The following is a 19,403-nucleotide window of genomic DNA, read 5'->3' as shown; positions in this document are numbered from 1 at the left end:
GGGCTGGCGCCAACCCCCCTCACCCAGCCTCCGCTTCGCTCGGCTGACCTCTCCCCAGAGGGGAGAGGAGATCACGAGCGCCAGCGCCAATCTCTTCTCCCCAGCGGGGAGAAGGTGGACGCGAAGCGGCCGGATGAGGGGGCTGGCGCCGACTCCCGCGGTTATTGGCAGCTTATCCCGGCACGGGCGGAATGCCAGCGCCGACGCATGGTCTAGCCCTATCCCTGCCCCGGATACGGCATGCCGTCCTTGTGCAGGAAGCGCCCGTCCGAACTCGGGCTCATCATGTCGATGTCGGAGCAGGTGATGACATCGTCCGGAGAGCGCGAGCCGACTTCCAGGTAAGCGCGCCGTGACCGACGCGCGGTTGATCATGTGATGGCCGTTGCCGCTGTTCTTGGCGAAGGCAGCACTGTCACCGGCCTTGAGCAGCGTCTCCGCGCCATCCTCGACCAGCACCAGTTCGCCTTCCAGCACATAGACGAACTCGTCCTCGTGGCTGTGCCAGTGACGCTGGCTCGACCAGCCGCCGGGTGGCAATGTCGTCAGGTTGACGCCGAAATCGGTAAGCCCGCCGGCATCGCCAAGGCGCCGGCGCGTGCGGTCGGCGCAAGGGGCGTCGAAGGGTGCGGGGTAGCCCGAGCCCTTGCGCACGGGCACGGATGCGAGGTCGATCTTGGGCATGGGGTGCTCCCGAGGGTGATGGCGGGCAGTGTAGCGCATGGCCGGTGGAGGCACAGGGCCAAGTTGCGCGTTTTGCCTGGGCGTATCCGACGTAGCGCCCTACGGCGCCCCCCTCTGTCCTGCCGGACATCTCCCCCTCTTTGGGGGGAGATTGGCTGTTGTCGCTGCTTTCGCCAATTTTCAACAGCGCCAGGAAGAGAGCCGGCGCCGAAGCCGCCAATCTCCCCACTTGAGGGGGAGATGTCCGGCAGGACAGAGGGGGGCGCCGTAGAGCGCGGATCTCGAACCGTTCTCGCCCTGGCCACCGCCCCCTAATGCGCCGCGCCGAGCTCCTTCACGTGCTTCTCGTGCATCTTCAGCGTTGGCAGCGTCTTCTTGGCGAATTCCTTCAGCGCGGGGTCGTCGCCCGATTTCGCATAGGTGCTGAACAGGGCGACCGCCTGCTTGTGGGCCTCAGTCTGCATCATGACGTATTTCTCATCGAACGCCTTGCCGCTGGCGGCTTTCAGCTGGTCCAGCATCTGCTGGTCCTTGGGCTGCAGCGCGGGTCCGGCGGGCTTGATCGAGGCGGTGGTCTGCCCCTTGCTCAGCGCCTGCTTGAAGTCCTCGCCGGCCTTGGTGTGGTCCTTGATCATCTGGCCGGCGAAGGCCTTGACGTCGGCCGAGGCGGATTTCTGTTCGGCCAGCTTGCTCGACTGGATCTCGAATTCATTGGCACTGGGCACTGTGGCGACAAAGGTCGGGGTGTCGACCTTGCTGTCGGGCAACATGGGCGCGACGGCGTTCGAATTGGTGCCGTTCGTCTGGGCAAGGGCGGCGGGCGCGACGGCGGTCAGCGCGACGGCGGTCAGCGCGACGGCGACCATGGTCAGGAGCATTTTCATCTGGCGTCTCCGATCGGAATGGTTCCCTCGAGGATTCCAACGCCGCAGATGCGGCGAGGTTGCCAGCCGCATCCTTCTCGTCGCGCCGTAGAAGGGAAAGCAGCCTTGCGACCGCGGCAGGATCTCTCCCTAAGGGCGGCGAGGCCCCAGCAGAAAGGCTGTCATCGTCGCGCTCACGCACGCCACCGCCAACAAGGGGACGAAGCCCGAAGAGCCGGGGCTTCGGTGCATTGGAACAAGGCTTTCCGGAGCCGGAGCATTTTGAACCAACCCGTCCAGGTCGGACCTGCTCCCCCGTCGAACGGAATAGGCGCGCGTCAACTCCGCACCGAGCAGAAAGATTTCCGATGAATAATAGACCCAGAGCAGTATGACGAGCAGCCCTCCGGCCGCACCATAGGACGACGCGATCGCACTCGTGCCGATATACCAGCCGATAAGCGACTTTCCCAACGTGAACAGAGCGGCGGTCACCACGGCACCGATCCCGACATCCCGCCATTGCAAGGCACGGTCCGGCAGCACTTTGTAGATCGCGGCAAACATCACGGAGATCAGGGAAAAGGAAATCAGGGTGTTGATGGCGCTCAGAACAAATTGGCCGAACGGCAGATAAGCGCTGATCACGCTGCCCAGAGCCGAGATCGCCGCGCTCGCCGCCAGGGATATCAGCAACATAAAGCCGAGGGCGGCGACCAGGCCCAGACTTGCCGCACGCGCGCGCAACAGACGCGACAGCGAATCCCCTTTCGCTTCAACCTTCCATATTGCATTCAGGGCCTGCTGCATCTCGCCAAACACCGCGGAGGCGGTGACGAGCAGCGTGGCCACGCCGATGAGGGCCGCCAGGGTCCCCGATGATTTGCTGGATGCCCCTTCGAGCGCCGTCTGAAGCAGCGCCGCGCTTTCCCGGCCCATCAGCCCCGATATCTGAGCAGACAAGGCCAACTGTGCCGCGTCATGACCAAAAGCGATGCCGGCTATCGCGACGACGATTATCAGGACCGGGGCCAGCGACGTGGCGGCATAAAACGCCATTGCCGCGCCATGGCTAAGGGCATTGTCGTTGACAAAGCCAACCACGCTTTCTCGCATCAAGTCCCATACGTCTTTGATCGCGGGGCGCACGTCTAATCCGTGAAAGGGGTCGCAAACCGTCTCCTATCAATGCAGCGGATCTTCCGATGTTCCAGCAGCCACGTGAAGCGCGGATCAAGGACACGGATCAAACGCAAGGCATCGCCCGACGAGCCCGCCTGCCGCATCGAACAGGCCAACGGCGACCATGTGCTGAAGAGCCACGCCGAACTGAAGCGTGCGGACTGAACGTCCTCAGTGGCAGCACGCCTCGCCATATTGCAGTTGCTCGCCGAAATTCGGCCGGCCTTCCGGCGTGAAATCCATCAGGTTCCACAGGATCTCGCAGGTGCCGATGGCGCGCGGGTCCTGGCCGGGCTCGGTCGGTGCGAAGCCGAGTTCCGACGACCAGAAATGCCTGATGCCGTCAGCGTCGCGGTGGAACACCGACAGCAGCGGGATCTGCGCACCGTCCGCATCCTCGGCATTGTAGTCGCGCTTGAAGCTGTTGTTGGCCGACGACACCAGCCGCATGTTACGCCAGCCGCGATCGCGGCCGAGCGTGACGAGGTTTTCCAGCGCCGTCCTGGCCACCACGGCGAAGTTGAAGCCGGCCGCTTCGAGATGGCCGACCGCGCCGTCGAACTGGTCGAGCAGGGCGGTGCAGGACGGGCATGGCTGGTCGGGCCGGGCGAGCTTTGCCGTGCCGCCGCTGGTCGCGACGTCGCGCGTCTCCCGCGGATGGCGCGGGAACATCATGTTGTAGAGGATCAGCGTGTTCTTGCCGGCCGCGAACAGCTCCGACAGTTTTATCCTGGCGGGCTTGCCGGCTTCATCGAGGCCGTCGAATACATAATCCTGCGGCGCCAGCCCGCCCGGCGGCAGCGCGCGGCGCGCCTCGGCCACGGCTTCCATGGCGCGGCGCAGCTCGATTTCCTTCTTCAGCAGCTTTTCGCGTGCGGTGCGGTATCTGGCGGATTCGTTGGGAAAGGTGATCATGTCGGCTCCTTGGTTCCGCGCGCCGCGTCCCGGCGCGGTTGCTCTGCGACCCAAGGACGTTTGGCCGGAACCGGTCCCGACATTTCGCATCGGGACAGGCCCGGCCTTGCCACATCCCCGTTATCGGCTACAGCTGAGGAGTGGAGAGAAGTATGCACGAAGCCGACGAGATCGACCTGCGCTGCCCGCAAGTGGTGGCCGACAATGCCGCCAAGGGCCTGCGGCTGCGCAAGCAGTTCGGCCGTGGCGGCACCGAGATCGGTGTCGCGCGGGCGACGGAGCTGAAGAACCGCGAGAAGCTGGCGCCTTCCACCATCCGCCGCATCGTCAGCTACTTCGCCCGCCACGAGGTCGACAAGCGCGGCAAGAATTACGGCAATGAGGAAAAACCTTCGGCCGGCACCATCGCCTGGCTCTTATGGGGTGGCGACGAGGGCCGCGCCTGGGCGCTGGAGATCAAGCAGAAAATCGGCAACGCGCCCGATATCTGAACGCCGACCGCTCCTCACCCCTTGACCCCGCCGGCTGTGAGGCCGGAGACGATCTTGCGCTGGAAGATCAGCACCAGCACCACCAGCGGCACCGTGACGATCACCGAGGCGGCCATGATGTTGCCCCAGGGTATCTCGAACTGCGAATTGCCCGAAAGCAGCGCGATCGCCACCGGCACGGTCCGCCGCGCGTCGTTGGAGGTGAAGGTCAGCGCAAACAGGAACTCGTTCCAGGCACCGATGAAGGCCAGCAGCCCGGTGGTCGCCAGCGCCGGCCACATCAGCGGCAGGAAGATGCGCGTGATGATGATCCACGGCGTCGCGCCATCGAGGATCGCCGCCTCCTCGACCTCCACCGGCAGGTCGCGCACGAAAGCGGTGAGCACCCAGACGGTGAACGGCAGCGTGAAGATCATGTAGGAGAAGATCAGCGCGAGGAGCGAATTGTAGAGGCCGAACAGCCGCACCAGCTCGAACAGCCCGGCCAGCACCGCCACCTGCGGAAACATCGAGACCGACAGGATGGCGAACAGCAATGCCGAGCGGCCGCGAAAACGGATACGCGCCAGCGCGTAGGCCGCGGTGACGCCGAGGAACAGCGATAGCGCCACCACCGCGCCTGAAACCACCAGCGAGTTCAGCAGGTTGCGCAGGAAGGCGCCTTCGGACAGCACGTTGCGATAATTGCCGTGGTTGGGCACCTTCGGCCACAGGTCGGCCTGGAACAGCTCGGTCCCCGATTTCAGGCTGGTGACGATGGCGTAATAGAACGGGAACACGGCGATCAGCACGATTGCTCCGACCAGCAGATAAAAACCCATGCGCTTCAGCAGCCACATCTCAGCGGCCTCCGTCCAGGCTTAGCCGGCCGATGCGGATGGTGAGCATGGTGAGCAGAGCGAGAATGAGGAAGAGCAAGGTCGAGGCGGCCGAGCCATAGGCGAACTTGTCGAACTCGAACAGGTTCTCGCGGGCGAACACCGACATCGACTTGGTGTGCGCATTGTTGGGCGTCAGCACATAGATCAGGTCGAAGATGCGCAGCGCATCGAGCGCCCGGAAGATCACCGCCACCATCACCGCCGGGCGGATCAGCGGCAAGGTCACCCGCCAGAAGATCTGCCAGGGATTGGCGCCGTCGAGCCTGGCGACCTCGATGATCTCGCGCGGCAGCATCTGCAAGGCCGCCAGGATCAGCAGCGCCATGAAGGGCGTCGTCTTCCAGATGTCGACGATCAGCACCGCCGCCATCGCCGTGTCGGCGCTGGCGGTCCAGGCGATCTTGTGGTCGATCAGCCCGAGGTTGACGAGCATGACATTGATGATGCCGAACTGGTCGTTCAGCATCCACTGCCACATCTTCGCCGAGACGATGGTCGGGATCGCCCAGGGGATGAGGATCGCCGCTCTGACGATGCCGCGGCCGGGAAATTCGGCGTTGAGCACCAGGGCGACGACCATGCCGAGGATCGTCTCGCATGTCACCGAAACCACCGCGAACCGCACGGTGTTCCACACGGCGCCCCACCAGACCGGGTCGAGAAGCAGCCCGTCGTAGATGACCCGCCCGCTCGGCATGCGCAGCACCGAGACGTAATTGGCCAAGCCGACCCATTGCCGGGCGTCGAGGTCTGACAGCGAGGCGTCGGTGAAGCTGAAATAGACCGTGCGCGCCAGCGGCCAGCCGGCAGCGGCGGCGAGCACCACAAGCATCGGCGCCAGGAACAGCCATGCCGAGCGCGCACGCTGGCGCGTCAGGCTCGAACCAGAGCGCGCATCGGCCGGGTGCGCGCTCACCAGCCCTTGCCTTTCAGCCGGGTCAGCGTCGCTTCGAGGTCGGCCAGATTGTCGGCGGCGCTGCCCTCGCCGGACAAGGTCTTGTGGACGGCGTTCCAGAACTGGCTCGACGCCTCGTTGTACTTGTTCCTGGTCACCGCCGAGGGCCGTGGCCCGGCATTGAGGAAGACCTCCTTCCAGTGTGGAATGATCGGCTGTTGCCGGGCGATGTCGGCATCGTCATAGAGCGCCTGGATGGTCGGCAGGTTGGCGGTCTTGAGCGTGCGGTATTTCTGCATTGCCGGCGAGGCGATGAACTTGACCAGCTTGATCGCCGCATCCGGGTGCTTGGAATATTTCGAGACCGCGAGGTTCCAGCCGCCGAGCGTCGCCGCCGGCCGGGCGCCCTCGCCCGTGCCCGCCGGCAGCGGTGCGACATCGAACTTGCCCTTGATCGGCGACCCCTGGCTGTTGCCCAGCGCATAGGCATAGGGCCAGTTGCGCATGAAGACCGCATTGCCGGTCTGCCACACGCCGCGCGCCTCCTCTTCCTGGTAGGCGAGCACGCCCGGCGGCGCGATGGTGCCGATCCAGGCCTTCGCCATATCGAGCGCGGCCGCCGCCTGGGGGTTGTTGATGGAAATGGCGCCGTCCGGCTCGACGATATGGCCGCCGCCATTCGACACCACCCATTCGAACGCGTCGCAGGTCAGCCCCTCATAGGCATTGCCCTGGAAGACGAAACCCCAGATATCCCTGTTGCCCGACGCCCGTTCCCTGTCCATCACCAGCCTGGCGGTGTCGCCCAGCTCCTTCCAGGTGGCCGGCACCTTGGCGCCGTATTTGTCGAGCAGGTCCTTGCGGTAGTAGAGCGCCGGCGCATCGGTGAAGATCGGCAGCGCCACCAGCCTGCCGTCGACGGTCTGCGACTGGATGATCGACGGGAAATGCCTGGCCACGACATCCCTGGTCGCCTGGGTCAGGTCGACGAACTGGCTGGCGAGCTGCGGCGCCCAGATGACATCGGTCTGGTAGACGTCGACGTCGCTGTTGCCGGCGGCGAGCCACAGCCTGTACTGGCCGAACTGGTCGGTCCCCGACGACGGCATGGCGACGATGGTGACCGTGTCGCCGCTCTCCTTCTCATAGCGGTCGAGGATCTCGCGCAGCACCTTGAGGCCGTTGCCGGTGTCGCCCGACACGATCGACAGCTCGACCGCGCGCGCCGGACCCGCCGCGAGCACGACAACGACGCTCAACGCCAGCCATGCGTGGAAAAGCTTCATCGCGGTGGATCTCCCTTGGCAGCCGGCGGCGCACGGCACCGGCAGCCGGTCAGGACCCCACCGTTCATTGAATGCGGAGCAGCGCCTTGGGTTCCCGAACAGCGATCGCCGCCAGTCAGCCTTCCCAGGCGACGGGCCTCATGCCCAGCCGCTCGTAAAGCCGCACGGCGGCGGGGTTCTCGAGCGTATTGGTCTTGAGGTCGACATGGGCCGCGCCCCGGTCGCGAAAAATGGCGAAGGCGTGCCACATCAGCGCTTCGCCGACACCCTTGCCGCGCGCCTCGGGATGAACGGCCAGATCCTTGACGAACGCCGAGCTCCAGCACAGTGCAGCCGCCGCCAGCCTGCCCTTGGCGTCGATAACGAGGAAACACAGCGCCGGGTCGAATTGGGGATCTTCGGATATGCGTGGCCACCATTCGTCGAAGGGGCCGTCCGTGCCGTCGTCGAACACTTCGCCCAGCAACGCATGCAGGGGCAGCGCGTCGCCGCGCTCGAACGAGCGCATGACGAAGCCGTCCGGCCAATGCGGTGGAACAAGTGTCTCGTCGAGGATCTTGCGCAGCCGGATGTCGTTCGGAGCCGGCGGGCGCGGTTCGGGCATCGCGCTCAGGCGTCGGGCTGAAGGCGCCCGCGCTTGCGGTCGACGCCGAGGCCGGTCGCCTCGAGCAGGCCCTTGCGCTTGGCGTCGAAATAATAGCCGGTCTGGTAGAGCCAGTCGGCCTTCTTGGCGTTGCCGTTGGACACCAGCCAGGCGCCGCGCAGATATTTGACCGCGTATTTGAGGTTGGTCTCGGCGTCGAACAGGCCCTTGGCCGGCCCATCATAGCCCATGCCGCGCGCCGTCGCGTGCTTGATCTGCATCAGCCCCCAATGGCCGTTATTGTAGGCCTTGGGATTGTAGGTGCTTTCGCGGTTGACGACATGGCGCACCAGATCGACCGGCACCTGGTAGAAGGCGGCGTATTTGACGATCAGCCGGTCGACGTCGCCGCGCATGCCGGTCGCATGCTGCTCCGGCTCGACCGGCTCCGACGGGAACTGCACCAGGGCAGCCGGGTTCTGCGGCACGACATAGGCCACCTGCTGCACGCCAGGCAGTTTCTGGCCGCCCTTGGCAACCGCCGGCACGATGAGCCCGGCGGTCGTATAGGTCTCCGCCGACTGGATCGGTCGGCCGGCTTTCGCCGGGGCCGGCGCCTGCCAGGCATTGGCGGCCATCACGGCGGGCACGGCAGGCGCGGTTGGGGTCGCCCCGGCAAAGGCCGCGGTCGCCGCGGCCGGCTGCGCGACGGCATCGAGGGCCGGTGCACCCGCGCTTGGAGTCGACTCGGTGGTCTGGACGGGGCTGATTCCGGAGGATTGCGGCAGCACCGAAACCGTTTCCGGCAAGGGGATGGTGAAGCCGGCATCGCTGCCGGCAACGGTCGCGGTTTCGGTCAGCGACGGCGCGGCCTTCATTTGCGAGGTCGAGGTGCAGCCGCTGATGCCGGCAGCCGCCACGATCATGCCGATGGCGATAAGGGTTTGTTTTGCTGGCAAGCCGCGTTCGGTGTCCGGTTTGTCGGGTGTTAAGATTTTCCTTACACCAGCGATTCCTGGGTAGCAATCGGGGCCATCTGGTGGTTTTCGGGTGGCGGGATGCAGGCAGCGATGCCATATTGTTCCTGATATGTACCGGCAGGAATCCCGGATTTCGCCGCTTTGCGGAAAGGAGCGCAGCATGGAAACGACATCTTCGATCACGGCGGGCCACGCAGTGTTAGAAACAGTGATCGGTTTCATGGGCATCGCCTGGAGCGAAAAGGGCCTGATCCGGCTTTGCCTGCCCGAACGCAGCCGCGAAGCGGTGGAGCGGCGGCTGATGCGCCATGCCGGGATTTCCGCCTCCACGGCCCAGCCATCATGGGTGGTCGAACTGATCGCCTCGATCAAGGCTTACGCCGCTGGCGAGGACGTCGATTTCACCGGCTTTCCCGTCGACCTCGACGGCATCGACGATTTCCGCCTCGCCATCTACGACGCGGCACGAAAACTCGGCTACGGCGAAACCACCACCTATGGCGAACTCGCCAAGCGCGCCGGCCATGCCGGCCTGCCGCGCGAAACCGGGGCGGCCCTTGGCGCCAATCCGGTGCCGCTGGTCATCCCGTGCCATCGCATCCTTGCCGCCGGCAGCAAGATCGGCGGCTTCTCGGCGCCCGGCGGCTCGACCACCAAGGAAAAAATGCTGGCCATGGAAGGCGTGCATGTCGGCCCGCCGCCGCCGGCGCAGGTGTCCTTCGGCTTCTGACAGCAGTAAGCCGCTCCCGGGTGCTAATGGCGCCGGATGAATCGATGCCTGAAATGCTCATTGTCCGGCCGCTTGCAGTTGTACACCGGGCAGGACTTGGTGTCGGCGCTCGGCACATAGGCGCGTGTCCGCACCTCGCCCATGGTGCAGAACTGCTGGCTCTGCACATAGCGGTCATAGAGCGGCAGCCCCGGCACCCGCTTCGACTGATAGCGAAGGATAACCGCACCTTGGCGCGCGATCGTCGACTGGACCTTGCCGCAGCTCAGATGTGTCGGGTCGTAGCGCGAGATCGCCTGCGCCTGGACGGCCACCAGCGTGAGGCAGGCGGCAAGCAGGATGGTTTTCATGGTCGCTCTCCCCTCGATCCGCCGCCCGGGACGGCACGATCTTGCGCCACGGTTTCACCAGATTGGGGCGGCCGTTGGGCGGCCCCGGATCACGACGTTTTCACGCAGTCTTGTTTTTTGTGCGAAAGCAGCCTATATCAGCCCCATTGATATTTCGGCCGATCGATCCGGGCCTCGCGATCTTCGCGTTTGCTGACGTCTATCTCCAAAATCTCGATGCACACCGGCTGGACTTCGGTCCGGTCATACCAAAGCAAATGTGAAGGACTATTTTTATGGCAACTGGAACGGTCAAGTGGTTCAACGCCACCAAGGGTTTCGGCTTCATCCAGCCTGACAGCGGCGGCGCGGACGTTTTCGTCCACATCTCGGCTGTCGAGCGCGCTGGACTGTCGACCCTGGTCGAAGGCCAGAAGATCAACTTCGAGATCGAGCAGGACCGCCGCACTGGCAAGTCGTCCGCTGGTTCTCTGAGCAAGGCAGCCTGATTTTGAAAATGGCGCGCGCCGGACGAGAGTTCGGGGCGCGCGGCAAGTCACGGATGTACTGACGGTCGCGCGAGAAGCGCGCCGGAGCGGAAAGAGCCGACAAGCTGGAACAGCAGATAGCTGCCAGCCCCGGACCGGACGCTCCCAATCAGGCTACCGAAATGGGAAGGCGGGATTTATCCCGCCTTTTTATTTGTCTGGGGTTTGGCGAAGGCGGCGAAGCTGCTGTCCTTCTCCCCCTCTCCATACGGGGAGAAGTGCCCGGCAGGGCGATGAGGGGCACCGCCAACGTTTCGGAATTGCCCCTTTTTGAACTTACCCCGAAAGGCTGGCCGCCGCCCCTCATCTGGCTGCCGCCATCTCTCCCCGTATGGAGACGGGGAGAAGGACGCTGCGGCACCGCTTTCGCCAACTACCGGCCGCCCTACCCCACCCATTCGATCGGCACATGCCCCGGGTCCGCCTCCACGCGGCCGAGCCAGGCGACCACCGCCGGATAGGCGTCGAGCTGGAAGCCGCCCTGCTCCGCCGTGTGGGTATAGGCATAGAGCGCGATGTCGGCGATGCTGAATGTGCGGCCGGCGAAGAAGGCGTTGTTTTCGAGATATGTGTTCATGACGCCGAGCGCCTTGTTGCCGCGCTCCAGCGTCACAGCCAGCCGCTCCGGCGTGGCATCCGCTGCGCGTTCCGGAAAGGTCAGCAGTGCCTTGCGCACGGCGATGTAGGGCTCGTGGCTGTATTGTTCGAAGAACAGCCACTGATAAGCGAGCCCGCGCTCATATTTGTCCGCGGGCAGCAAGCGCGTGCCTTCGGCGAGATAGAGCAGGATGGCGTTGGATTCTGCCAGCCGCCGGCCGTCGTCCAGTTCCAGCAGTGGCACCATGGCGTTCGGGTTCTTGGCGACGAAATCGGCCTTGCGCGTATCGCCGGTATGCGAACTCACCTCGACGGTGGTGAAGGCCAGGCCGAGCTTGGCCATCAGCAAACGCGGCTTGTAGCAATTGCCGCTATCGATCATGCTGTAAAGTATCATCATGGTTCCCCGGAGCGCTGCTTCTGCGAGCCGATTATCGCAGCGGCGCCATCCTCAACCAATGATTTGTTTTGGCGCGACCATCAGCGCCGCTTATGCAATGGCACGACCTTGTTGTCGAAGCCCAGCAGCGCATCGACGGCAAGCGGCTCTTCGTTGAAGATGGTGCCGGCCAGCGCCGGACGCCCAAGCAGAAAGCCCTGCAGCAAATCGACCCCGCCTTCGAGCGCGACACGCAGATGGGTGGGCTGCTCGATGCCCTCGACCAGCACCTTGGCACCGCGATCGTGGAGGCTGGACACCAGCGGGCGGAAGAAGCGTTCCGCGGCGGCGTGGCGGCAGAATTCCGCGAACCAGCCGCCATCGATCTTGACGATGTCGGGCTGAAGCAGGCTCACCCGCTCCACGGTCGAGTGGCCGGTGCCGAAATCGTCAATGGCGATGCGGATGCCGTCGCGCCGCATTTCACGCACCAGTCTGGCCAGCAGCGCATCGTCCGCCGCCTGCTCGGTGATTTCACACACGAGCATTGCCGGAGCCAGGCCAAGTTCGTCGAGGTGCCGGCTCATCAGCCGGATCTCGGCCAGCGCCCGTCCAGCATGGTCGTTGACCAGGGGATTGTAATTGAAGAACAGGTCGAGCCCGTCGACCCCGATATTGTGGAAATTCCTCAGATGCAGCACCCGGCACATTGTTTCGACGTACAGCCGCTCCGGAGCCGCGACGCTGTCGAAGAACACCCGCGGCGACACTGGCCGGCCGGCGCGGTGCGGTTCGATCAGGCCCTCGACGGCCACGGGATGCAAGCTGCCGCCGCGCGGGGCGTAGATCGGCTGGTAGGCGCTGCGCAGGCGGAAGTCGCCATGGATGCCACATTCGATGCCGATCTCGTCGACGAAGATCGCATCGCCGACGGTGCGCCGCCGCTCGACGCTCATGGCGCCACCTTGCGCCCGAAGGCTTTTGCGGGCCTCCCGGCGCGCGGCGCGACGGTGGCGGGAGCGGACGCATGGCTCAGGGGAGGAACCGGCTCGGGACTGCCCTGGCCGAAAGCGCGGAAACTCGTCGGCGCCAGTTCTGGGCGGGCCAGCACATAGCCCTGGACCATCGAAGCGCCCGATCGTTCCGCCAGCTCCAGTTGCCAGCCTTCCTCGATGCCTTCGAACACCGTGCGGATGCCCTGGTCCTCGAAGCTCCTCACCATGGATGTCAGCAGCGCGAAACCGGCGCCCGATTCCATCAGTTGCGTGATCCAGTGCGCATCGAACTTGACGATGTCGGGGCGCAATTCCTTGACGCGGGTGATGTCGGAATCGTCGGCGCCATAGTCGTCGACGGCAATCCGGAAGCCGTTGGCCCTGAGCGCGGCGACGAAGCCGTGCAGGGTTTCCTGCGATGCCGATCTCTGCTCCGTCACCTCGCAAACGACGCGGCCCGGATCGATGCCGGCTTCCTGCAGCACCAGCCGCATGTCACGCAAGGCATTGTCGGCGACAGCGCGCTCGGTGAACACCGACGGGTCGAAATTGATGAAGATCGACGCCTCTTGCGGCAGGCAGGCGCCGGCATTGAGCAGATGCAGCGTCCTGGTCAGCGCCTCGACATGCAGACGGTCGGCCGCCGGACAGGTCGAAAAAAAGCTCATCGGCGATTGCGGCTCGCCGTCGCGAAACGGACGGATCAGCCCTTCGAAGGCGGCAACCGAAAGCTTGCCCTCGTTGAAGGCAAAGATCGGTTGAAAAGCGCTTTGCAGCGTATAAATGCCCCAGACACCACTCGAGGTGCCGTCATCATGACGGGTGATATGGGCAAGTCCGATGCTGCGCGACAAAGGTTCCTCGCTCCGCGACCTGGCGGAATTGAACCGCGATCCTGCCATGCAAGCCTCTACCGCCCGTTAATGAACTTTCTTTTGCCGATCACGCCTCATTGACCGCGCTGCCCCACCTGGCCCAGCCGACAAGGCTTGCGCTGACGGGAATGTTGCGACATGAGAAGCGCCGCGGCCGCTCCTGGCCGCGCCGATCCTTTGGAGAGACAAAAGGTCATGGCCTTTCTTGCCGACACCCTTTCCCGCGTTAAGCCTTCCGCCACCATCGCGGTGACGCAGAAAGCGCGCGAGCTGAAAAATGCCGGCCGGGACATCATTGGCCTTGGCGCCGGCGAGCCCGATTTCGACACGCCCGACAACATCAAGAATGCGGCGATCGAGGCCATTCGCCGTGGCGAGACCAAATACCCGCCGGTTTCGGGCATCGTGCCGCTGCGCGAGGCGATCGCGAAAAAATTCAAGCGCGAGAACAATCTCGACTACAAGCCCGAGCAGACCATCGTCGGCACCGGCGGCAAGCAGATCCTGTTCAACGCCTTCATGGCGACGCTGAACCCCGGCGACGAGGTCATCATCCCCCGCCCCTACTGGGTCAGCTATCCCGAAATGGTGGCGATCTGCGGCGGCACGTCGGTATTTGCCGACACCTCGATCGACAATGGCTTCAGGCTGACGCCGGCGGTGCTGGAAAAGGCAATCACGCCGAAGACCAAATGGCTGCTGATGAACTCGCCGTCGAACCCGTCGGGCGCGGCCTATAGCGAGGCCGAACTGCGGGCGCTCGCCGACGTGCTGCTGAAGCACCCGAAGGTCTGGACGCTGACCGACGACATGTACGAACACCTGACCTATGGCGACTTCGTCTTCAAGACCATCGCCGAGGTCGAGCCCAAGCTTTACGAGCGCACGCTGACCATGAACGGCGTCTCGAAAGCCTATGCCATGACCGGCTGGCGCATCGGCTACGCCGCCGGTCCCGTCCAGCTGATCAAGGCGATGGACATGATTCAGGGCCAGCAGACCTCCGGCGCCTGCACCATCGCGCAATGGGCTTCGGTCGAGGCGTTGAATGGCCCGCAGGATTTCATCGCCAAGAACAAGGCGATCTTTCAAGGCAGGCGGGACCTCGTCGTCTCGATGCTCAACCAGGCGCGCGGCATCACCTGCCCGTCGCCGGAAGGCGCCTTCTATGTCTATCCGTCCTGCGCCCAGCTGATCGGAAAGAAAACCAGGGCCGGCAAGGTGATCGACACCGACGAGGCCTTCTGCTCGGAACTGCTCGAGGCCGAGGGCGTCGCGGTGGTGTTCGGCTCGGCTTTCGGCCTTGGTCCCAACTTCCGCATCTCCTACGCCACCTCGGAGACGCTGCTGGAGGAAGCCTGCACGCGCATCCAGCGCTTCACGGCATCGCTGACCTGATCTGGTAGATCCGAAACAAACCCGGCGTCACCGCTGTCAGGCGTTATCGCCGGGTTTTGTGGATACAGCAATCAGCCGCCATATTGCGCCGCGGTCACTTCTTCCAGCCAGTCGGCATGGACGCCGTCGAGCGCCTCCTGCATGGCGATGTGCGTCATTGCCGATTTCGGCGCCGCGCCATGCCAATGCTTCTCGCCAGGCGCGAAGGAGATGACGTCACCGGCCCTGATTTCCTGGATCGGCCCGTCCCATGTCTGGACCAGGCCGGCGCCTGCGGTGACATAAAGTGTCTGGCCAAGCGGATGCGTATGCCAGTGAGTGCGCGCGCCGGGCTCGAAACTGACCAGCGTGGCCCTGAGCCGCGCTGGCGGCTCCTTCTCGATGATTGGCGTCTGCAGAACCCGGCCGGTGAAGTATTTTTCCGGCGCTATAACGGTCGGCACGCTGCCGCAAGCAATGATCTTCATCGTCTGTTCCCTGGAACTGGTGGTTGCCGGTGAGACGCCGGCCCGCGAAACTGAGCCGCATTCTCGGTCTGGATCGGCTCTGATGCAACCGCCCTTGTCACCTCGCTCGGACGAAGGCCTGATTTCTTAACCATGACACTTGCCGGTACGGGACCGCCAAGCGAAATGCCCGGGAATTCAATGTCTTCTTAACGGCTGCGCACTAGCCGTTGGCCTGCATTGCGGGGGCTGGCGGATGAGCATACTGGCGACGATCAAGGACCATAGCGGCCGGATCTATCGCGGTATCCAGTCGCTGCTCGTGATCAGCACCGGCGCGGCGGTGCTTGGCGCTTTCGACGTCTCGCAAAACCTGTCAGCCGGCGGTGCCTTCGCCATCTCGATCCTGGCCACGAGCCTGGCCTTGCTGGCATTGATGTACATGCGCAGCAGCGTCGTCCATCGTCTCCAGTCGGCCGCCGCTGCGGAAGCCGAGAAACATCATTTCCTCACCAGGGATGCGATGACCGGCGCCACGACGAGACGCTATTTCCTCGAAGCGCTGCGCGAAAGCCTGGGCACCAGGCGCGACAGGCGCGAGGCAGCCTTGCTCTTGATCGACCTCGACCATTTCAAGCAGTTGAACGACACGTTCGGACACCAGTTCGGCGACCTCACCTTGGCGCATCTGGTCAAGACCGCGGAGCGCATCTTTGCCGGCGCCATGGTAGGACGCCTCGGCGGCGACGAATTCGGTGTTATCATTCCCCATGGCGACCTGGCGGCCATCAACAAGGATGTCAGACGATTGCTGGATGCCATGCGCGCCGGCAAATCGCATGAAGGCAAGACCATTCCGCTCTCCATTTCGATCGGCGTCGCCCTGGCGCCGGCCCATGCCTCGAACACGACGGAATTGATGCTGGTTGCCGATCTGGCGCTTTATGAAAGCAAGGCGGCGGGCCGTGGCCGCGTCACCGTCTTCGACGAGGAGATGCTGTCCGACAAGCGCTACCGGCGGCTGGTCGAACGGGAATTGCGCGCCGCGGTCTATCTGGGCGAACTCGAACTGCATTATCAGCCGATCGTCGGCCCGGACGGTTCCACCGAGGCGTTCGAGGGGCTGATCCGCTGGCGCCACCCGGTTCGCGGGCTGATCGCGCCGGCCGAGTTCATTGCGATCGCCGAGCGATCGACGTTGATCGACATGCTCGGCGAATGGGTGTTCAAGCGGGCTTGTGCCGACATCGGCCAGTTCGCCGGCCGCCGCATTTCCATCAACGTCTCCGGCGAGCAGCTCAAGCGTGACGAGATCGTGACCATGTGCGACCGCGTGCTGAAGGACACTGGCCGGTCGGCATCACAGTTCATCATCGAGATCACCGAGACGGTGGCGACCGCCGCCACGCCCGAGATCCTGCGGCGCCTCGAAGCATTGCGTGGCCTCGGCTTTCACATCGCCCTCGACGATTTCGGCACCGGCCATTGCGGCTTCAACTATCTGAAGACCTTGCCCGTCGATATCATCAAGATCGATCGCTCCTACATCCGCGCCCTCGCTCACGATCAGGTGGCACAGATATTCGTCTCGGCGCTGGCGCAGATCGCGCGCATCCAGGAGGTCACCATAGTGGCGGAAGGCGTGGAGACGGCAGAAGAATTCGCTCTCGCCAAGGCGGCCGGGTGCAATCGCTTCCAAGGTTATTTCTTCGGCAGGCCGGTGCCTCGCGGCAAGCTCGCGCTGCTTGACGGGCGCTCGGCCGAACCGCTCGCGCTCAGCGCCTGAGACGACCGGCCGTGCCTGCTCCCTATTTTTCTTGCCCTGCCGGCAAACAAGTGGGACGATAATCGCGGGCAGGTCGAAACAGACCGCCCGCGACGGTCGAACAGGCCGGCCGCCGCTCAGGACCGATTGACCCTGGCCTGAACCATGAATGCCAGTCGGTCCCCAGGAAACGCCTGAGTGGAGGTCAGTCATGGGTACTCGCGCCGGAGGACGACGCACGGGACCGAAATGCGTTGCCATAGTCGGTCCCTTCGCAAGCGGTAAGACGACACTTCTCGAAGCCATATTGGCCCGTACCGGCGCCATTCCCCGCCAGAACCCGGTTTCCTCAGGCAATACCGTTTCAGATCATTCGCCCGAGGCCCGCGCCCACGCCATGAGCGTCGAGGCGTCGATCGCCACCACCGAGTTCATGGGCGAGCAGTTCACCTTCATCGACTGCCCCGGATCGATCGAATTCTCCTTCGAGGCCGAACCGGTGCTGGCCGCCTGCGACGTCGCGGTGGTCGTGGCCGAGGCCGACGAAAAGAAAATCCCCGCCTTGCAGCTCATCATGCGCAAGCTCGACGATCTGGGCGTGCCGCGCATCCTGTTCCTCAACAAGGTCGACAAGGCGATCGCGGGCGTGCGCGATACGCTGAAGATGCTGCAGCCGACAAGCGCGGCGCCGCTGCTTCTGCGCCAGATCCCGCTGCGGAAGGACGGGGTCGTGATCGGCTCGATCGATCTGGCGCTGGAGCGCGCCTACATCTACCGCGAATATGCCGAAAGCGAGGTGGCCGAGATACCGGGCGACGACAAGGCGCGCGAACTGGAGGCGCGCTTCTCCATGCTGGAGACGCTGGCCGATCACGACGATGAGTTGATGGAGCAGCTGCTGGAAGAGATAGAGCCGCCGAAGGACGCGATCTTCGACGATCTCGCCGCCGATCTGCGCGAAGGCGCGGTGACGCCGGTGCTGATCGGCACCGCCGAGAAAGGCAATGGCGTGCTGCGCCTCTTGAAGACGATCCGCCATGACGCGCCCGACATCGAGGCGACCCGCAAGCGGCTCGGCGCCCCGGACGGCAATGCGACGGTGGTCCAGGTGATGAAGACCATCCACACGCCGCATGGCGGCAAGCTGTCGGTGTCGCGCATCCTGTCCGGCCAGGTCGCCGACGGCTCGGAACTGTGGCTGCCCGGCGGCGACACCGCCAAGGTTTCCGGAATCTACCGGATGCTGGGCAAAGAACAGGTCAAGCTGACCGCCGCCAGGACCGGCGACACCGTGGCGCTCGGCAAACTGGACGCGGTCAAGACCGGCCAGACGCTCACCTCGGCCAAGGGCGGTGCCAAACAGCTCTTCGATGTCGAGCCGCCGCAGCCGGTCTTCGCCTTCGCGCTGCGCCCCAGGGAGCGCAAGGACGAGGTCAAGATGTCGGCCGCCATCCAGCGCCTGGCAGAGGAGGATCCCTCGCTCAGCCTGCGCCACAACCAGGATTCGGCCGAGACCGTGCTGTCAGGGCATGGCGAGATGCATCTGCGCGTCGTGCGCGAGCGGCTGGAGGGCAAGAACCAGATACCGGTGGAAGGCCATGCGCCGGCGGTGCCCTATCGCGAGACGATCCGAAAGCCGGTGCAGCAGCGCGGCCGCCACAAGAAACAGTCGGGCGGCCATGGCCAGTTCGGCGATGTCGTCATCGAGATCAAGCCGCTGCCGCGCGGCTCCGGCTTCCAGTTCACCGACACCATCACCGGCGGCGTCGTGCCCAAGACCTACATCCAGTCGGTCGAGACAGGCATACGTGACTACCTGAAATCCGGCCCGCTCGGCTTCCCCGTGGTCGATGTCGCGGTCAACCTGTCGGACGGCTCGTACCATGCGGTCGATTCCTCCGACATGGCCTTCCAGATGGCGGCCAAGCTCGCCATGAAGGAAGGCATGGCCGCCTGCTCGCCGGTGCTTCTGGAACCGGTGATGAAGGTAGAGATCGTCACGCCGTCGGACGCGACATCGAAGATCATCGCGCTGATCCCGCAGCGGCGCGGCCAGATCCTCGGCTATGACGCGCGGCCCGACTGGCCGGGATGGGACGTCGTCGAGGCGACCATGCCGCAGGCCGAGATCGGCGATCTGATTATCGAGCTGCGCTCGGCCACGTCAGGCGTTGCCAGCTACCGCGCCGTTTTCGATCACATGGCCGAGCTGACTGGTCGTCTCGCCGACGAAGCGATGAACGCCAACGGCAAGGCTGCCTGATTTCGTCCGGTGCCCGATTTCGAATCGTGTGGAGCCCCCCTCGAACGATCGAGGGGGCGAAAACCAAAAACGACGCCCGGGGGGGCCGGACGTCGTTTTGTTTGCGGACCGTTTTCTCGGGAGGAAAAACGGCAGGTCCGCCGCATGTCGAGGTCACCGCGCTTCGGCGCAAAAGGTTCGGACGCGGTAGCCGCCTGAGCCCGGGCCGTACGAGTGATGCCCCCATCTCCCGTCCGAACCACACCGCGTCCTATCATCCACTTAGCAGATGGAGGGTGTCCTTGTCATGTTACCAGAGGTTACATGACACTGTTACGC

At 64.4% G+C, this 19,403-nt stretch carries 20 protein-coding genes and 1 pseudogene; 7 read left to right on the top strand and 14 right to left on the bottom strand.

Going from position 1 to position 19,403, the window contains the following annotated elements:
* Positions 1 to 218 precede the first annotated feature (218 nt).
* From FJ943_RS12500 to FJ943_RS12485, 3 genes and pseudogenes are all read right to left on the bottom strand, one after another.
* A pseudogene (locus tag FJ943_RS12500) lies at positions 219 to 684 on the bottom strand (cupin domain-containing protein).
* 311 nt (positions 685 to 995) lie between these two features.
* The gene (locus tag FJ943_RS12490) at positions 996 to 1,568 is read right to left on the bottom strand and encodes a DUF4142 domain-containing protein (RefSeq protein WP_140721845.1); all 573 of its coding nucleotides are present in this window, start codon (positions 1,566 to 1,568) and stop codon (positions 996 to 998) included.
* 129 nt (positions 1,569 to 1,697) lie between these two features.
* Entirely contained in the window at positions 1,698 to 2,696 is a 999-nt protein-coding gene (locus FJ943_RS12485) for a YihY/virulence factor BrkB family protein (RefSeq protein WP_140721842.1), read from the bottom strand.
* Between the two features lie 72 nt (positions 2,697 to 2,768).
* On the opposite strand from FJ943_RS12485, the gene FJ943_RS30135 reads away from it, so the two are divergent.
* Complete coding sequence (locus tag FJ943_RS30135; protein ID WP_281406167.1) at positions 2,769 to 2,894, top strand: HVA1 family protein; 126 nt, start codon at positions 2,769 to 2,771, stop codon at positions 2,892 to 2,894.
* A gap of 6 nt (positions 2,895 to 2,900) precedes the next feature.
* Here FJ943_RS30135 and FJ943_RS12480 read toward each other — a convergent pair whose 3' ends face one another.
* Positions 2,901 to 3,644 carry a DUF899 family protein gene (locus tag FJ943_RS12480; RefSeq protein ID WP_181174541.1) on the bottom strand — a complete coding sequence of 248 codons (744 nt, stop codon included), beginning with the start codon at positions 3,642 to 3,644 and terminating at the stop codon, positions 2,901 to 2,903.
* A gap of 152 nt (positions 3,645 to 3,796) precedes the next feature.
* Between FJ943_RS12480 and FJ943_RS12475 the strand changes: the two genes are divergently transcribed.
* Entirely contained in the window at positions 3,797 to 4,135 is a 339-nt protein-coding gene (locus FJ943_RS12475; RefSeq protein WP_140721837.1) for a hypothetical protein, read from the top strand.
* Positions 4,136 to 4,149: 14 nt separating this feature from the next.
* Here the strand turns inward: FJ943_RS12475 and FJ943_RS12470 are convergent, their stop codons facing one another.
* The 5 genes from FJ943_RS12470 to FJ943_RS12450 all read right to left on the bottom strand — a co-directional run bounded on the left by FJ943_RS12470 (position 4,150) and on the right by FJ943_RS12450 (position 8,739).
* Entirely contained in the window at positions 4,150 to 4,974 is an 825-nt protein-coding gene (locus tag FJ943_RS12470) for a carbohydrate ABC transporter permease (protein ID WP_140721834.1), read from the bottom strand.
* Position 4,975: 1 nt separating this feature from the next.
* On the bottom strand, positions 4,976 to 5,848 hold the full coding sequence (locus tag FJ943_RS12465) for a sugar ABC transporter permease (protein ID WP_224643935.1): 873 nt from the start codon (positions 5,846 to 5,848) through the stop codon (positions 4,976 to 4,978).
* Positions 5,849 to 5,928: 80 nt separating this feature from the next.
* Positions 5,929 to 7,197 carry an ABC transporter substrate-binding protein gene (locus FJ943_RS12460; protein WP_140721828.1) on the bottom strand — a complete coding sequence of 423 codons (1,269 nt, stop codon included), beginning with the start codon at positions 7,195 to 7,197 and terminating at the stop codon, positions 5,929 to 5,931.
* A gap of 115 nt (positions 7,198 to 7,312) precedes the next feature.
* Positions 7,313 to 7,801: a GNAT family N-acetyltransferase gene (locus FJ943_RS12455; RefSeq protein ID WP_140617760.1), complete on the bottom strand. Its 489-nt coding sequence runs from the start codon at positions 7,799 to 7,801 to the stop codon at positions 7,313 to 7,315.
* 5 nt (positions 7,802 to 7,806) lie between these two features.
* The gene (locus FJ943_RS12450) at positions 7,807 to 8,739 is read right to left on the bottom strand and encodes a lytic transglycosylase domain-containing protein (protein WP_140721825.1); all 933 of its coding nucleotides are present in this window, start codon (positions 8,737 to 8,739) and stop codon (positions 7,807 to 7,809) included.
* 181 nt (positions 8,740 to 8,920) lie between these two features.
* Here FJ943_RS12450 and FJ943_RS12445 point away from each other — a divergent pair, with 181 nt between their 5' ends.
* Positions 8,921 to 9,490 carry a methylated-DNA--[protein]-cysteine S-methyltransferase gene (locus tag FJ943_RS12445; protein ID WP_140721822.1) on the top strand — a complete coding sequence of 190 codons (570 nt, stop codon included), beginning with the start codon at positions 8,921 to 8,923 and terminating at the stop codon, positions 9,488 to 9,490.
* Positions 9,491 to 9,513: 23 nt separating this feature from the next.
* On the opposite strand, the gene FJ943_RS12440 is transcribed toward FJ943_RS12445, so the two are convergent.
* Positions 9,514 to 9,840, bottom strand: a complete 327-nt coding sequence (locus tag FJ943_RS12440; protein WP_140721820.1) for a hypothetical protein — start codon at positions 9,838 to 9,840, stop codon at positions 9,514 to 9,516.
* Between the two features lie 275 nt (positions 9,841 to 10,115).
* Between FJ943_RS12440 and FJ943_RS12435 the strand changes: the two genes are divergently transcribed.
* Positions 10,116 to 10,328 (top strand): cold-shock protein, encoded by a 213-nt coding sequence (locus FJ943_RS12435; protein WP_015316174.1) that lies wholly within the window; start codon positions 10,116 to 10,118, stop codon positions 10,326 to 10,328.
* A 424-nt stretch (positions 10,329 to 10,752) separates the two neighbouring features.
* On the opposite strand, the gene FJ943_RS12430 is transcribed toward FJ943_RS12435, so the two are convergent.
* From FJ943_RS12430 to FJ943_RS12420, 3 genes are all read right to left on the bottom strand, one after another.
* Positions 10,753 to 11,361 carry a glutathione S-transferase family protein gene (locus FJ943_RS12430; RefSeq protein WP_015316173.1) on the bottom strand — a complete coding sequence of 203 codons (609 nt, stop codon included), beginning with the start codon at positions 11,359 to 11,361 and terminating at the stop codon, positions 10,753 to 10,755.
* An 83-nt stretch (positions 11,362 to 11,444) separates the two neighbouring features.
* A complete protein-coding gene (locus FJ943_RS12425; protein WP_015316172.1) occupies positions 11,445 to 12,299 on the bottom strand; it encodes an EAL domain-containing protein in 855 nt (284 codons plus the stop codon).
* Positions 12,296 to 13,192, bottom strand: a complete 897-nt coding sequence (locus FJ943_RS12420) for an EAL domain-containing protein (RefSeq protein WP_140721817.1) — start codon at positions 13,190 to 13,192, stop codon at positions 12,296 to 12,298. Before FJ943_RS12420 ends, FJ943_RS12425 begins: the two co-directional genes overlap by 4 nt.
* A 216-nt stretch (positions 13,193 to 13,408) precedes the next feature.
* Here FJ943_RS12420 and FJ943_RS12415 point away from each other — a divergent pair, with 216 nt between their 5' ends.
* Positions 13,409 to 14,611: a pyridoxal phosphate-dependent aminotransferase gene (locus FJ943_RS12415; RefSeq protein ID WP_140721814.1), complete on the top strand. Its 1,203-nt coding sequence runs from the start codon at positions 13,409 to 13,411 to the stop codon at positions 14,609 to 14,611.
* A 71-nt stretch (positions 14,612 to 14,682) separates the two neighbouring features.
* On the opposite strand, the gene FJ943_RS12410 is transcribed toward FJ943_RS12415, so the two are convergent.
* Complete coding sequence (locus FJ943_RS12410; protein WP_140617749.1) at positions 14,683 to 15,078, bottom strand: cupin domain-containing protein; 396 nt, start codon at positions 15,076 to 15,078, stop codon at positions 14,683 to 14,685.
* A gap of 235 nt (positions 15,079 to 15,313) precedes the next feature.
* On the opposite strand from FJ943_RS12410, the gene FJ943_RS12405 reads away from it, so the two are divergent.
* Together FJ943_RS12405 and FJ943_RS12400 are read left to right on the top strand one after the other, a co-directional pair.
* The gene (locus FJ943_RS12405) at positions 15,314 to 16,843 is read left to right on the top strand and encodes an EAL domain-containing protein (RefSeq protein ID WP_140721811.1); all 1,530 of its coding nucleotides are present in this window, start codon (positions 15,314 to 15,316) and stop codon (positions 16,841 to 16,843) included.
* Positions 16,844 to 17,033: 190 nt separating this feature from the next.
* Positions 17,034 to 19,085 (top strand): elongation factor G, encoded by a 2,052-nt coding sequence (locus FJ943_RS12400; RefSeq protein WP_140721808.1) that lies wholly within the window; start codon positions 17,034 to 17,036, stop codon positions 19,083 to 19,085.
* The last annotated feature ends 318 nt before the right edge of the window (positions 19,086 to 19,403 follow it).

The sequence above is a fragment of the Mesorhizobium sp. B2-3-10 genome (assembly GCF_006442275.1).
Classification (GTDB): domain Bacteria; phylum Pseudomonadota; class Alphaproteobacteria; order Rhizobiales; family Rhizobiaceae; genus Mesorhizobium; species Mesorhizobium australicum.
Note: the sequence above shows the minus strand (reverse complement) of the source record. Positions and strands in the feature narration are given on the sequence as shown.